A 12,984-nucleotide genomic window follows, 5' to 3' on the forward strand; every position below is an offset into this window, starting at 1 on the left:
CGGTTAGTGTTCGCGCGGGTCCAGCGCATCGCGCAGACCATCGCCGAGAAGGTTGAAGCCAAGCACGACCATGAAGATCGCAATGCCGGGCCAAAGCGCCATCCATGGCGCTTGATTGAGGAAGTTCTTCGCCGTGTTCAGCATCGACCCCCAAGAGGGCGCGGGCGGCTGCTGGCCGAGGCCGAGGAACGACAGCGAGGCTTCGGCGATGATCGCGGTCGCGACGGTCAGCGTGGCCTGCACCAGCACGGGCGGCAGAACGTTGGGAAAGATGTAGCGGCGCAGGATGCGCGGGGTCGACAGGCCAATGGCGCGCGCGCTTTCGACGTAATCTTCGGCAGCGACACTTAGCACCTGACCGCGGGTGAGGCGGATGAAGATCGGCGTGGCCGAGATGCCGATGGCGATCATCGCGTTGGTCAGGCTTGGCCCGAGGAAAGCCGCCAGCGCAATGGCGAGGATTAGGAAGGGCGCAGCCAGCAGGGCTTCGGTGCAGCGCGAGATGATCGCATCGGTCCAGCCGCCGAAATACCCGGCAATGATGCCCAGAGGGACGCCAAGCCCAAGCGCGATGGCGACTGAAACGACCCCCGCCAGCAAGGACGCCTGCGCCCCCCAGATCAGCCGGGACAGCACATCGCGGCCCAGCTCATCGGTGCCGAACCAATGCGCGGCGGACGGACCTTTGCGCACGGCGCCCCAATCGGTGGCGGCAGGGTCGGGGATGGGCAGCAACGGGGCCAGCAAAGCGATGGCGCAGAAGAACACCACCAGCACGCCGCCAAGCATGGCGCTGCGGTGGTGGCGGAATTTCTTCCAGACCCGGTTTTCCGGACGGGCAGAGAGGACCGGATCAGCGGCGCTTTCGGCGTCGATGGTGATGGGGGTGGCAGGTTGGGCCATTATTGCTTCCTCAGGCGGGGGTTCAGCAGCACATAGGCGACATCGGCCAGCAGGTTCATAAAGATAAAGCCAACGGCGGTGACCAGCACGATCCCCTGCACCACGGCGTAATCGCGGTTGAACACCGCATCGACCACAAGCTTGCCAAAGCCGGGGATGGTGAAAATCTGTTCGGTCAGCACCGCGCCCGCGATAAGTTCACCAAACAAGAGCGCAGTCAGGGTAACGATGGGCGTCAGCGCATTGCGGAAGGCGTGTTTGAGGATAACCTTCCGCTCGACCAGACCCTTGGCGCGGGCGGTGCGGACGTAGTCACTGCTCAGCACGCTCAGCATGGCCGACCGCGTGTGGCGCATCAGCGTGGCGGCGAGCGCTGTGCCCAGCACGAAGGCGGGCATGATCATCACGGTGATGGAGCGGATGGGGTCTTCGCTCAGGGGCACATAGCCCGAGGCGGGCAGCAGTTTCCATTTCACCGAGACCAGCAGGATCAGCATGATCCCCAGCCAGAAGTTCGGGATCGACAGGCCCGAGAGCGCCACCACATTGGCCACATAATCGGTCACGGTGCCCTTCTTAACGGCCGAGAAGATGCCCGCAGGCACGCCGATCAGTAGGGCAAAGATCATCGCCATCGTCGCCAGTTGGATCGTGACGGGCAGCTTTTCCCCGATCAGCTCAAGCACCGGCTGGTTGGTGCGCAGCGAAATGCCCAAGTCCCCCGTCAGCGCGTTGCCGATCCAAGTGAAATATTGCACCGGGATTGGGTCATTCAGGCGGTATTTCTCGCGCAGGAATTCCAGCACCTGCGGGTCGCGTTCTTCGCCGGCCATGGCCAGCACCGGATCGCCCGGCAGCAGCTTTTGCAAGGTGAAGACAAAGACCGAGATCAAGATGATCGTCGGGATCGCGATCACCAGACGGCGCAGGATGAAGGACAGCATTTTGAAACGTCTCGCTCAGGGGAGGGGCACCGCCGGGACCGGCCCGGCGGTGCATATGGAGAAGGTTTTACCCTTCTTCTTTTTTCATACCTTCAAGGCGGATCATGCCATCAGGATAGGGGGTGAAGCCGGAGATGTCGGAGTCCAGCGCCCAGATCCATGTCTGGTGATAGAGGTACACGATCGGCAGCTCTTCGTTCAGGATCGCACGGGCCGCGGTGTAGCTTTCGCGACGCACGTCTTGATCGTTGGATTTGCGCGCCTTGTTCAGCAGCTCATCCACTTCCGGGTTCGAGAACTTGGAATCGTTGATGCCGCCATCGGAGGTCATGAACTGGTGGATGTTGCCATCGGGGTCCACACGGCCCGACCAGCCGATCTGGCTTGCTTGATAGTCACCCGCCGATTGGTCGGCCAGCAGCGTTGCGAATTCCTTGGAGGTGATCGAGATGTTGATCCCCGCCTCTGCCGCCATGGACTGCACGACCTGCATCAGTTGCAGCGGGATCGTGGTGTTGGGCACCTGCACCTCAAGATCGATCCCATCGGCAAAGCCTGCTTCGGCCAGCAGTTCCTTGGCCTTTTCTACGTCACGCTCAGGCACGGGGAAGTCGGTGCTGTACCAAGGCGAGTTCGGCGGGAAGGGCTGGTTGCCCGCGGCGAAGGCACCGTTGAAGACGACCTGATTGATCGCTTCGCGGTCGATGGCATAGCTCAGCGCCTGACGCAGACGTTTGTCGTTGCCCCAAGGGTTGTCGCCCTTTTCGCCATTGGCCACATTAATCGTGATGCCCTGATAGCCCAGCGATACGGCGCTTTCGACACTGATGCTGTTGTCGCCCTCGGCCTGCGCCAGATCGGTTGCGGCGAGGCGTTCAAGCATGTCGATGTCGCCCGATTGCAGGTTCGCCAGACGCACGGTGGTGTCAGGGATCGGCAGGTAGGTCACGCTGTCAAAGTGGTATTCGTCGGCGTTGTAATAGTCGGCGAATTTCTCCAGCACGATCCGGTCTTGGGCCACACGCTCTTTGAACTGGTAGGGGCCCGAACAGACCGGGTTCAGGCCAAAGTCATCGCCCGCCGCTTCGGCAGCGGTGGGGGAAACCATCATCCCCGCGCGGTCGGCGAACTGCGCCATCAGCGTGGCGTCCGCATCGGCCAGATCAAAGCGGATTTCATGGCTACCCAGCACTTCGACGCCGGTGATGGAGGAAAGCTCGGACTTGCGGCGCGAGGTCTCAAGGTTCTGGCTGCGGTCGATGTTGGCGGCCACGGCCTCGGCGTCAAACGGTGTGCCGTCATGGAAAACCGCATCATCGCGCAGCATCATGGTCAGTTGCTTGCCATCCTCAGAAAAGGACCATTCTGTCGCCAGTTGGGGGATGATTTCCAGATCAGGCGTGATGTCCACCAGCTTGTCGCAAAGCGATGTATAGACGATCCGCCCCACAAAGGTGCGCGACTGGTCGGGGTCCAGCACATCTGCGTCAGATTGCAGCGCGATGCGCAGGTCTGCCGCCTGCGCGCCGAGGGTCGTGGCCCCCAGCAGCGCGGCGGCGAGGGTCATTTTGGTCAGTGTCATATCGAACTCTCCTGTCGTTTCATTAAGTCTGTTTTAGCCTGTTATTCTTGGTCTTGGCGGGGGCGGAGCGTTGTCCGATCCCGCATGGCGTCTTGGTAAAGCGCAAAGCGTGCCGCCGCGCCGGGGGCACGTTCTGGCGCATCGACAAGGCCGAGGTCCGGCGTGGCGGCGGCGATCTCTTCGAAAAAGTGGCAGGCCGCGACATGACCCTCGCCCGCGCGGGTCTCGCGTAAGGCAGGCGGCTCACTCGCGCAGCGTTCTTTGGCATAGGGGCAACGGGTGTGGAAACGGCAGCCCGAGGGCGGGTTGGCCGGGCTCGGCATCTCGCCCTCAAGCGCGGTTTGCGGTGTGCGTGCACCATGGGCGGCGACCGGAATGGCCGAGAGCAGAGCCCGGGTGTAGGGGTGACGCGGGTGGTTGTAGACCGTATCGACATCGCCCTGTTCGACGATCTGGCCCAGATACATCACCGCCACACGGTCGCTCATATGGCGGATCACAGCGAGGTCATGGGCGATGATCACCAGCGTGAGCCCCAACTCATCCCGCAGATCGCCCAGCAAGTTAATCACCTGCGCCTGCACCGACACATCAAGGGCCGAGACAGGCTCATCCCCGATCACCAGCTTCGGAGCGGAGGCCAGCGCGCGGGCAATCCCGATCCGTTGGCGCTGACCGCCCGAAAACTCATGCGGGTAGCGTTCGGCGTGCTCGGGGCGCAGGCCGACTTTAGCCAGCAGTTCCGCCACTTTGCCGCGCCGCTTAGAGGCGGACATTTTTGGGAAATGCGTCTCTAGGGGTTCGCCGACCAGCTTGCCGACGCTCATGCGCGGGTTCAGCGACGAAAAGGGATCCTGAAAGATGAACTGCATGTCCCGGCGCAGCGCGGTCAGGTCGCGCCCGGCAAGGCTGCGCACATCGCTGCCGTCAAACTGCACATCGCCCTCGGTCGGGGTCAGCAGCCGCATGAGCAGCCGCGCGAGGGTGGATTTGCCACAGCCGGATTCGCCGACGATGGCAAAGGTCTCTCCGCGGCGCACGTCGAAGGAGACGCCGTCGAGCGCCTTGACCGTGGCCCCTTTCGCCAAGCCGCCGCCCGAGGTTTTGAAATGTTTCTTTAGCCCGCGCGCGGTCAGGATCGTGTCGGTCATGCGCTCTGCTCCAGATGGGTCTCTAGCGGGGCGAAATGGCACGCGACGGCGTGGCCACCTTCCAGCGGCGCAAGCGGCGGTTCCTTGGCGCAGATGGGCTGGGCGAAAGGGCAGCGCGTGGCAAAACGGCAGCCTTCAGGCATGTTCTGCGTCGTGGGCACCATGCCCGGCACGGTGGCCAAACGCCCGCGCGGACCGCTCAACTGCGGGATCGAGGACATGAGGCCAATCGTGTAGGGGTGCTGCGGGTCGTTGAATATGCGCTCCGCCGGGCCGGTCTCAACAATCGTGCCCGCGTACATGACGGCCACGGTATCGGCGATTTCGGCCACGACGCCGAGGTCGTGGGTGATCATGATCGTGCCCATGTCGGTCTCGGCCTGAAGGTCGCGGATCAACTCAAGGATTTGCGCCTGAATGGTCACGTCGAGCGCGGTCGTCGGCTCATCCGCGATCAGCAGCGCGGGGTCGTTCACCAGCGCCATGGCGATCATCACCCGTTGGCGCATCCCGCCCGAGAGTTGATGCGGATAGTCACGCATCCGCTTTTCCGCCGCCGGAATGCCGACCCGCTTGAGGATCGCCAGCGCCTTATCCTCGGCCTCGGACTTGCTGGCGTTGCTATGGGCAAGCACGGCTTCGGTGATCTGGTCGCCAATGCGGAACGCGGGGTTGAGCGAGGTCATCGGCTCTTGGAAGATCATGGTCATCCGACTGCCGCGCAATTTGCGCATGGCGGTGTGATCGGCAAGGTCGAGCTTTTGCCCCTCGAAAACCATCTCGCCCGATCTGATCGTCGCAGCGCCTTCGGGCAGCAGCCCCATCATCGCCAAAGAGGTCACGCTTTTGCCGCATCCACTTTCCCCGACAACGCAGAGCGTCTTGCCCGGTTGGACCGCGAAGTTCACATGGTTGATCTGGTCGCTCGGCGCACCGCGAAAGCGCAGGCTGAAGTCGCGCACTTCGAGCAAAACCTTGTCTGGGTCGGTGTTGAGGCCGATGTCAGGGCTGGGCAATGGACCGCTTTCTTGAACCAATATCAGATTGGTCGAGTATGCGGTTGCAAGTTTCTTGCTGTCAATCCGGCGATTTTAATTTTTGGGAAAGCCTTTTTCGGTCAATCTGTTGCGACAGAAATTGCCTGCCGTATCAACGGCGATGCTTGATTTTTGAGCGATTTGTGAAGGTCTGTTGGGGGCTTGATTGGCAAGGATGGCGTGTGGGGGAGATTGCGGACGGTATTTAAGAAAGGATGAATTGAAGGGGGCGGGCGCGCATTCGGTGGGGCTGTGCTATTGTAGGGGGGGCGATTTGTTGCTTTATCGAGGGGGAGCCAAGAATTTCGAAAGGGCGGCATCCCCGCATGACCAGCAAACCTAAAACGGCGGAACGCAAGCGCGGGTCCGGGGCGCAATTTGTCTATTCTATCCTGCGGGATGAGATCCTTGATTTAACCCTGCTGCCCGGCAGCCCGATCGACGAGATTCGCCTATCCGAGCGTCTTTCGATGTCGCGCACGCCGATCCGTGAGGCATTGGTGCGGCTGGCGAGCGAGGGATTGGTGACCACGCTGCCCAACCGTTCGACCGTGGTGGCGAATATCGACTTCATGAATCTGCACACCTTCTTTGACGCGATGACGTTGATGTACCGTGTCACCACGCGGCTGGCGGCGCAGTTTCATACCCCGGCCGATATGGCCAAGATCCGCGCGCGGCAGGCAGAGTTTGCCAAAGCTGTGTCGGCGCAGGACGCGCTGTCGATGATCGCCACGAACCGCGAGTTTCATGCCGAGATCGCGCGGGCGGGGCGCAACCCTTATTACGAATCGCTTTGTTTGCGCTTGTTGGACGAGGGGCGCCGTTTGCTGCGGATGTATTACCAATCCTTCGACGATCAGCTTCCCAGTGAGTATGTCCAAGAGCATGAGGATTTAATCGCGGCCATCGAGGTGCGCGATATCGGGCGCGCGGATTCTTTGGCGGAGACCCATGCGGATCAGATTGTAGGGCAGATTCAGGCGCTGATTTCGCGGGATCGACGGCAGCATATCGAACTATAACTAGAGTAAATGCGGGGTTTTTTCGCGCGCAGAAAGCTTTTGTCGATTTTCTGTCGACAAATAAAATACAATAGCTAAGATGCAGCCAACCCCGGCAATATCACAGCCGGATTCTATGAATGGAGAGACAAATGACCCCTTCGATTTTTTCCGGCTGCATCCCGGCCCTGATGACCCCCTGCACGGCAGACCGGAAACCCGATTTCGATGCGCTGGTGCGCATGGGCAAAAAGCTGATCGCCGATGGTATGAGCGCGGTCGTCTACTGCGGCTCCATGGGCGATTGGCCTTTGCTGACAGATGCAGAGCGGATGGAGGGCGTTGAGCGTTTGGTTGATGCGGGTGTGCCTGTCGTCGTTGGCACGGGTGCTGTGAACACCAAGCTGGCCGCCGAACATGCGGCCCATGCGCAAAGGGTCGGCGCGAAGGGGTTGATGTTGATCCCCCGCATCCTGTCGCGCGGCACGTCGGTTGCGGCGCAGAAGGATCACTTCAAAACCGTTTTGTCGGCCGCGCCAGAACTTCCTGCCGTGATTTACAACAGCCCCTATTACGGCTTCGCCACCCGCGCCGATCTGTTCTTTGCCCTGCGGGCCGAGCATTCGAACCTCGTGGGTTTCAAAGAGTTCGGCGGTGCGGATGATCTGCGTTATGCAGCAGAGAACATCACCAGCCGCGATGATGAAGTCACGCTGATGATCGGGGTCGATACCACCGTGTTCCATGGTTTCGTCAATTGCGGTGCCACGGGCGCTATCACCGGGATCGGCAATGTGCTGCCGCGCGAAGTGCTGCATCTTGTGGCCCTCAGCCAAGCCGCCGCGGCGGGCGATGCCGAAGCGCGCCAGCGGGCGCAGGAGCTCGACGCGGCGCTTGGTGTTCTATCCTCCTTTGATGAGGGGCCGGACCTCGTGCTTTATTATAAGCACCTGATGGTGCTTGAGGGCCATGGGGAATATGCGTTGCATTTTAACGAGACCGACGCTCTGACCGACAGCCAGCGCGGCTATGCCGAGGCGCAGTACCGGCTGTTCCGGACATGGTATGCCGATTGGAGCAAGCAGGGCGGCGCGGTCGCGAAATACGCCGCCTAATCCCCCTCCCAACTCTCCCCGGCTGGGCAGGCCCGTCGCACTTGCGGCGGGCCTTTTGCGTTGTTTTGCGCCCTTTCGAAGAAGATAATTGCAAACGCATATAAATTTGACTAGCATCTTTTCAGGGGCCAACGCATCGGGAGTGGGTGCGCCATTTGAGGGAGAATGTTTGAAATGAGTGCTACAGATTTAATGCGTGATTTTGGGGCGATGCTCGTCTCTGGCGGGGTCGAAGTGGTGGATTGTTCGGGCGTTCTGGGGCCGGATACGCCGATCCTGCAACTGCCAGCCGACTTTGCCAAGCCGACACCGAAGGTCGAGATTCACAAGATCAGCGAATATGACGAGGATGGCCCGTTCTTTGCATGGAACTGGATGGTGCTGGGAGAGCATTCCGGCACGCACTTCGATGCGCCGCACCATTGGATCACCGGCAAGGATTACGACGACGGGTTCACCGATACGCTCGACGTGCAGCGCCTCGTTGCGCCGGTGAATGTGATCGACTGTTCGCAGCAATCTCAAGAAGACCCGGACTTTCTGCTCGACGCCAAGGGCATCAAGGAATGGGAAGCGGAATATGGTGAGATCGGTAAGGGCGAATGGGTCGTCATGCGCACCGATTGGGACGCCCGCGTCGATGACGAAGCGCGTTTTCTCAATGCGGATGAGGCGGGCCCCCACAGCCCCGGGCCGACCCCGGATGCGATTGAATATTTGATGGACAAAAAGATCGTCGGCTGGGGCACCCAGTGCATCGGCACCGATGCGGGCCAAGCCGGTGGAATGGAGCCGCCGTATCCTGCGCATAACCTGCTGCATAAGAACAATTGTTTCGGTCTTGCCAGCCTTGCCAACCTCGACAAGCTGCCGCCCAAGGGCGCGATCCTGATTGCGGCACCGCTTAAGATCAAGAACGGTACCGGCAGCCCCATTCGGGCGCTGGCGCTGGTGCCGAAGGGCTGACCGGTGGCAGATACATCACCTTCCGAGGCGGGGAATGCGCCGCTGGATCAGATGGGCCTCGATAATTTCGCGCCCTATTTGATGAACCGGATCATGGGGCGGTATAACGCCGCCCTGTCGGCGGAGATGGCCGCGCTTGGGCTGACCACGCCGCAAATGCGCTCTCTCGCCGTGCTGTCGGTGACCGATGGCATCCTGATCCGCGAATTGGCCGTTTATGCTGTGGTGCAGCAATCCACGCTAAGCCGCGCGCTCGACGCGCTGGTGCGCGACGGGTTGGTGCGGCGCGAGACCGATGCGGCCGACAGCCGTGCCACGCGCGTTTATCTGACCGACAAGGGACAAGAGGCCTATGCAAGGCTTTGGCCGCATATGGCAGAGGCCTATGACGCGATGTTCAAAGGCATCGGCGCGGCCGAGAAAGAGGCCTTTGTGGCCACGCTGCGCACCATGCTGCGCAATATCCGAAAACACGATTTTTAAGAGGGTCCAATGGCCGAACGTTCGTTCAAGGCAGAGGTGGAGCACCTGCGCAAAGGGGACGGCGACGTCTTCACAGGTGAGGGTATCCTCGCGATTACCAAGGCGCTGTTGGAAAACGGGGTCGGCTATGTGGGCGGTTATCAGGGCGCGCCGATCTCGCATCTGATGGACGTGTTGGCCGATGCCGAAGAGCTTATGGGTGAGCTTGGCGTGCGGTTTGAGGCGAACGCATCGGAGGCCGCAGCGGCGGCGATGCTGGCAGCTTCGGTGCACTACCCCATTCGCGGGGCGGTGACCTTTAAGGGGCCGGTGGGGGTGAATGTGGCTTCGGACGCGCTGGCGAACCTCAGTTCCTCCGGCGTGACCGGCGGCGCGCTGGTGATCGTGGGCGAAGACTATGGCGAGGGCTCTTCGATCATGCAGGAGCGCAGCCATGGTTTCGCGATGAAATCACAGTTCTGGATGCTCGATCCGCGCCCCAACCTGCCCTGTATCACCAAGGCGGTCAAAGACGGGTTTGAACTGTCGGAGGCGAGCAACACGCCCGTCATGCTGATGGTCCGCATCCGGTCTTGCCATGTGACGGGCAGTTTCGAGACGCGCGACAACCAGCGCCCACCGCTGACCGTGGCCGAAGCCGCCGCCAACCCGCGCTCGGACTTCAACCGCGTGGTGCTGCCGCCGATGTCTTATCTGCATGAGCAGGACAAGATCGAAAACCGCTGGCCTGCCGCGGAAAAGTTCATCTGCGACAATGGGTTGAATGAGTTCTTTGGCCCCGAGAAAGCGCCCTTGGGCATCGTGGTGCAGGGCGGCATGTACAATTCGGTCATCCGGGCGCTGCAACGGCTGGGGCTGGCCGATATCCACGGCCAGACCGAAGTGCCGCTTTATGTGCTGAACGTCACCTATCCGCTTTTGCGGGACGAGTTCGACGAATTCTGCGCGGGCAAAGAGCATGTTCTGGTGGTCGAGGAAGGCCAGCCCGATCACATCGAACAGCAACTCGGCTCCTACCTCTACAGGCTCGAACGCAAGGTGAAACTGCACGGTAAGGACGTGCTGCCGATGGCGGGTGAATATACCGGGCAGGTGCTGCTCGATGGGATGACCGCTTTCCTTAAGATCGCCGCGCCCGAAATGCTCCCCGGCAAGGTCCGCGCGCCCAATGCCGAAGCGCCCGCGATCCCCGATCTGTCAGACACCGTGCCGATCCGCCCGCCGGGTTTTTGCACTGGCTGCCCCGAACGCCCGATTTTTGCTGCGATGAAACTGACTGAGCAAGAGCTGGGCAAGCACCAGATCACCGGCGATATCGGCTGCCACCTTTTCGGGTGCCTGCCGCCCTTTGAGATCGGCGGCTCGACCATGGGCTATGGCCTTGGCCCCGCTTCTAACGCGGCCTTCGACGGGGGCGGCGACAAACGGGTGATCTCGATTCTTGGGGATGGCGGATTCTGGCACAACGGGCTCTCGACCTCGATCGGGAACATGGTGTTCAACAAGTCCGACAGCGTCGCGGTGATCGTCGACAACTACTATTCCGCCGCCACGGGCGGTCAGGACGTGATGTCCTCGCGGGCGCATAACGACACGAAATCAACCAACAATCCGATCTCCAAGGCGCTTAAGGGCGTGGGCGTCGAATGGGTGCGCCAGATCGACCGGACCTATGACGTGGGCAAGCTGCGCGAGGTGCTGCGCGAGGCGCTGACTACCGATTATAAGGGGCCGAAGGTCATCGTGGCCTCTTCGGAATGTATGCTCAACAAGCAGCGCCGCGAAAAGCCCCTGCGCAACAAGGCGATCAAGGAAGGCCGCCGCATGGAGGTGCCGCGCTTTGGCGTCGATGCCGATGTTTGCACCGGGGATCATGCCTGCATCCGGCTCTCGGGCTGCCCGTCGCTGTCGCTCAAACGGCTCGACGATCCGCTGCGCGACGATCCGGTAGCGCATATCGATCAGACCTGTGTGGGCTGCGGCAATTGCGGCGAGGTCGCCGATACGGCGGTGCTGTGCCCGTCGTTTTACCAAGCGGATGTGGTGCACAATCCGACGCGGTTTGAGCGGTGGCGTGCCGATAAGTCCAGCCAGATCATCGCTTGGCTGCAAAGACGGCGCGATGCCAAGCGGCTGCGCAGCGAAGGAGTGACGACGTGAATTTGGTTCTGCCGCAAAAGACACCCGACGCGCGTGTCGGCGAAATCATCAAGCTCGCGGTCATGGCCGTGGGCGGGCAGGGCGGCGGCGTTTTGACCGGGTGGATCGAATCCATGGCCCGGGCCGAAGGCTATGTCTGTCAGGCGACCTCGGTCGCGGGGGTGGCGCAGCGCACTGGGGCCACGATCTATTACATTGAAATGGCACCGAAAACCGCGTTTGAGCCGGTCTTTGCCCTCGCCCCTGCGGCGGGCGATGTCGACGTGTTGATCGCGGCTGAGATGATGGAAGTTGGCCGCGCCGTGATGCGCGGTTTCGTGACACCCGACCGCACCACGCTGATCGGCTCAACCCACCGCGCGCTTGCGGTGAGCGAGAAGATGGCCCCCGGCGATGGCATTGCCAATGCCGATGAAGTGCGCGCGGCGGCTGAGATCGCGGCGCAGAAACTGGTGCTCGAAGATATGGAGGGGCTGGCCGTGGGCGCGGGCTCTGTCATCTCGGCCTCGCTCTTTGGCGCTTTGGCCGGGTCTGGCGCGCTGCCGTTCCGCCGGGAGGCCTATGAGGATGCGATCCGCGCCGGGGGCAAGGGGGTGGAGCCTTCGTTGCGTGCCTTTGCCGTGGGCTATGACGCGGCACAGGGCCGTCTGCCCAACGCCGCCCCGGACCCTGTGGAAGACCCCGAAACCGCATTCCGCCTTGCCGGGCCGGACGCGCTGCAAAGCCAGTGGGACGCGCTGGTCACCCGCGCCGATGCGCTGCCCGAAGCGGTGCATGATCTGGCTTTTGCGGGGCTTGCCAAGGTCGTAAACTACCAAGACTGCGCCTATGGCACGCTCTATCTGGATCGGCTCGATACCGTCCTGGCCCGCGACAGCGCTGCGCAGGACTGGCGGCTTTCGGCGGCTGCGGCGAAATATATTGCCAACGCCATGGCCTATGATGACGTTATTCGGGTGGCAGACCTGAAAACCCGCGCGCCGCGCTTTGCGCATATCCGGCAAGAGATGCGGGCGGGCGATGCCAACCTCATGCAGCTGACCGAATATTTTCACCCCCGCGCCGACGAAATCGCGGGCCTGATGCCTGCCCGTCTTGGCGCAAAGGTAGAGGCGAGCGAGAAGTGGATGGCGCGTCTGAACCGCTGGTTCGACAAGGGCCGCCGCCTGCGCACCGACAGGCTGCCTGCGTTTCTCATGCTGCATGTTCTCGGCGGACTCAAAGGGTATCGTCTGAAAACCCATCGCCATGCCATCGAAGTCGCCCATCTCGACAGTTGGCTGTCGCGCTGTCTGGCGGAGGTCGAAGCCGACTACGACTCGGCGGTTGAACTGGTGAAATGCCGACGGCTCATTAAAGGCTATTCCGACACCCATGCGCGGGGGCTGGGCAAGTTCGACAAGGTGATGGATGCCGCCGCGCTGCTGCGCGGGCGAAAGGACGCGGCGCAGTGGATTGCACGTCTGCGCGAGGCGGCGCTGCAAGATGCCGAAGGAAAGGCGCTCGACGGGGCCATCGCGACGGTGCGGTCTTTCGTCTAGGGGCCGTGCCCGTTTTTTGGGCAGATGTGGGGCGGATCAACCTCCCGACGGTGCGGGGTCACCCAATCTCAGTTGACCGGGTGCCTCAGCCCCGCATA

The 12,984-nt window shown here is 61.8% G+C and carries 11 protein-coding genes; 6 read left to right on the forward strand and 5 right to left on the reverse strand.

Annotated features, from left to right (window positions below):
- Nucleotides 1-3: 3 nt before the first annotated feature.
- The 5 genes from K3762_RS17970 to K3762_RS17990 all read right to left on the reverse strand — a co-directional run bounded on the left by K3762_RS17970 (nucleotide 4) and on the right by K3762_RS17990 (nucleotide 5,596).
- The gene (locus tag K3762_RS17970) at nucleotides 4-903 is read right to left on the reverse strand and encodes an ABC transporter permease (protein ID WP_067628764.1); all 900 of its coding nucleotides are present in this window, start codon (nucleotides 901-903) and stop codon (nucleotides 4-6) included.
- Nucleotides 903-1,847 (reverse strand): ABC transporter permease, encoded by a 945-nt coding sequence (locus tag K3762_RS17975; protein ID WP_067628831.1) that lies wholly within the window; start codon nucleotides 1,845-1,847, stop codon nucleotides 903-905. Before K3762_RS17975 ends, K3762_RS17970 begins: the two co-directional genes overlap by 1 nt.
- Before the next feature lie 67 nt (nucleotides 1,848-1,914).
- Nucleotides 1,915-3,429, reverse strand: a complete 1,515-nt coding sequence (locus K3762_RS17980; RefSeq protein WP_132445349.1) for an ABC transporter substrate-binding protein — start codon at nucleotides 3,427-3,429, stop codon at nucleotides 1,915-1,917.
- Nucleotides 3,430-3,470: 41 nt separating this feature from the next.
- Complete coding sequence (locus tag K3762_RS17985) at nucleotides 3,471-4,580, reverse strand: ABC transporter ATP-binding protein (RefSeq protein ID WP_132445346.1); 1,110 nt, start codon at nucleotides 4,578-4,580, stop codon at nucleotides 3,471-3,473.
- Entirely contained in the window at nucleotides 4,577-5,596 is a 1,020-nt protein-coding gene (locus K3762_RS17990) for an ABC transporter ATP-binding protein (protein WP_120352334.1), read from the reverse strand. The genes K3762_RS17985 and K3762_RS17990 overlap by 4 nt, the downstream gene beginning before the upstream one ends.
- Before the next feature lie 347 nt (nucleotides 5,597-5,943).
- On the opposite strand from K3762_RS17990, the gene K3762_RS17995 reads away from it, so the two are divergent.
- The 6 genes from K3762_RS17995 (at nucleotide 5,944) to K3762_RS18020 (ending at nucleotide 12,886) form a co-directional block, all read left to right on the forward strand.
- A complete protein-coding gene (locus K3762_RS17995; protein ID WP_120352335.1) occupies nucleotides 5,944-6,642 on the forward strand; it encodes a GntR family transcriptional regulator in 699 nt (232 codons plus the stop codon).
- 131 nt (nucleotides 6,643-6,773) lie between these two features.
- Complete coding sequence (locus tag K3762_RS18000; protein WP_067628772.1) at nucleotides 6,774-7,736, forward strand: dihydrodipicolinate synthase family protein; 963 nt, start codon at nucleotides 6,774-6,776, stop codon at nucleotides 7,734-7,736.
- A 174-nt stretch (nucleotides 7,737-7,910) separates the two neighbouring features.
- Nucleotides 7,911-8,702, forward strand: coding sequence for a cyclase family protein (locus K3762_RS18005; protein ID WP_120352447.1), 792 nt, complete (start codon nucleotides 7,911-7,913; stop codon nucleotides 8,700-8,702).
- A gap of 51 nt (nucleotides 8,703-8,753) precedes the next feature.
- Entirely contained in the window at nucleotides 8,754-9,185 is a 432-nt protein-coding gene (locus K3762_RS18010; protein WP_120352448.1) for a MarR family winged helix-turn-helix transcriptional regulator, read from the forward strand.
- Between the two features lie 9 nt (nucleotides 9,186-9,194).
- Complete coding sequence (locus K3762_RS18015; RefSeq protein WP_260012885.1) at nucleotides 9,195-11,345, forward strand: indolepyruvate ferredoxin oxidoreductase subunit alpha; 2,151 nt, start codon at nucleotides 9,195-9,197, stop codon at nucleotides 11,343-11,345.
- A gap of 62 nt (nucleotides 11,346-11,407) precedes the next feature.
- Complete coding sequence (locus tag K3762_RS18020; RefSeq protein ID WP_260012989.1) at nucleotides 11,408-12,886, forward strand: indolepyruvate oxidoreductase subunit beta family protein; 1,479 nt, start codon at nucleotides 11,408-11,410, stop codon at nucleotides 12,884-12,886.
- Nucleotides 12,887-12,984 lie beyond the last annotated feature (98 nt).

The sequence above is a fragment of the Sulfitobacter sp. W074 genome (assembly GCF_025142275.1).
In the GTDB taxonomy this organism is placed as follows: Bacteria; Pseudomonadota; Alphaproteobacteria; order Rhodobacterales; family Rhodobacteraceae; genus Sulfitobacter; species Sulfitobacter profundi.

Excerpts from the sequence above, each read along its gene's own strand:
- K3762_RS17970 (WP_067628764.1), bottom strand. The coding sequence starts at position 903 with ATGGCCCAACCTGCCACCCCCATCACCATCGACGCCGAAAGCGCCGCT.
- K3762_RS17975 (WP_067628831.1), bottom strand. The coding sequence starts at position 1,847 with ATGCTGTCCTTCATCCTGCGCCGTCTGGTGATCGCGATCCCGACGATC.
- K3762_RS17980 (WP_132445349.1), bottom strand. The coding sequence starts at position 3,429 with ATGACACTGACCAAAATGACCCTCGCCGCCGCGCTGCTGGGGGCCACG.
- K3762_RS17985 (WP_132445346.1), bottom strand. The coding sequence starts at position 4,580 with ATGACCGACACGATCCTGACCGCGCGCGGGCTAAAGAAACATTTCAAA.
- K3762_RS17995 (WP_120352335.1), top strand. The coding sequence starts at position 5,944 with ATGACCAGCAAACCTAAAACGGCGGAACGCAAGCGCGGGTCCGGGGCG.
- K3762_RS18000 (WP_067628772.1), top strand. The coding sequence starts at position 6,774 with ATGACCCCTTCGATTTTTTCCGGCTGCATCCCGGCCCTGATGACCCCC.
- K3762_RS18005 (WP_120352447.1), top strand. The coding sequence starts at position 7,911 with ATGAGTGCTACAGATTTAATGCGTGATTTTGGGGCGATGCTCGTCTCT.
- K3762_RS18010 (WP_120352448.1), top strand. The coding sequence starts at position 8,754 with ATGGGCCTCGATAATTTCGCGCCCTATTTGATGAACCGGATCATGGGG.
- K3762_RS18015 (WP_260012885.1), top strand. The coding sequence starts at position 9,195 with ATGGCCGAACGTTCGTTCAAGGCAGAGGTGGAGCACCTGCGCAAAGGG.
- K3762_RS18020 (WP_260012989.1), top strand. The coding sequence starts at position 11,408 with ATGGCCGTGGGCGGGCAGGGCGGCGGCGTTTTGACCGGGTGGATCGAA.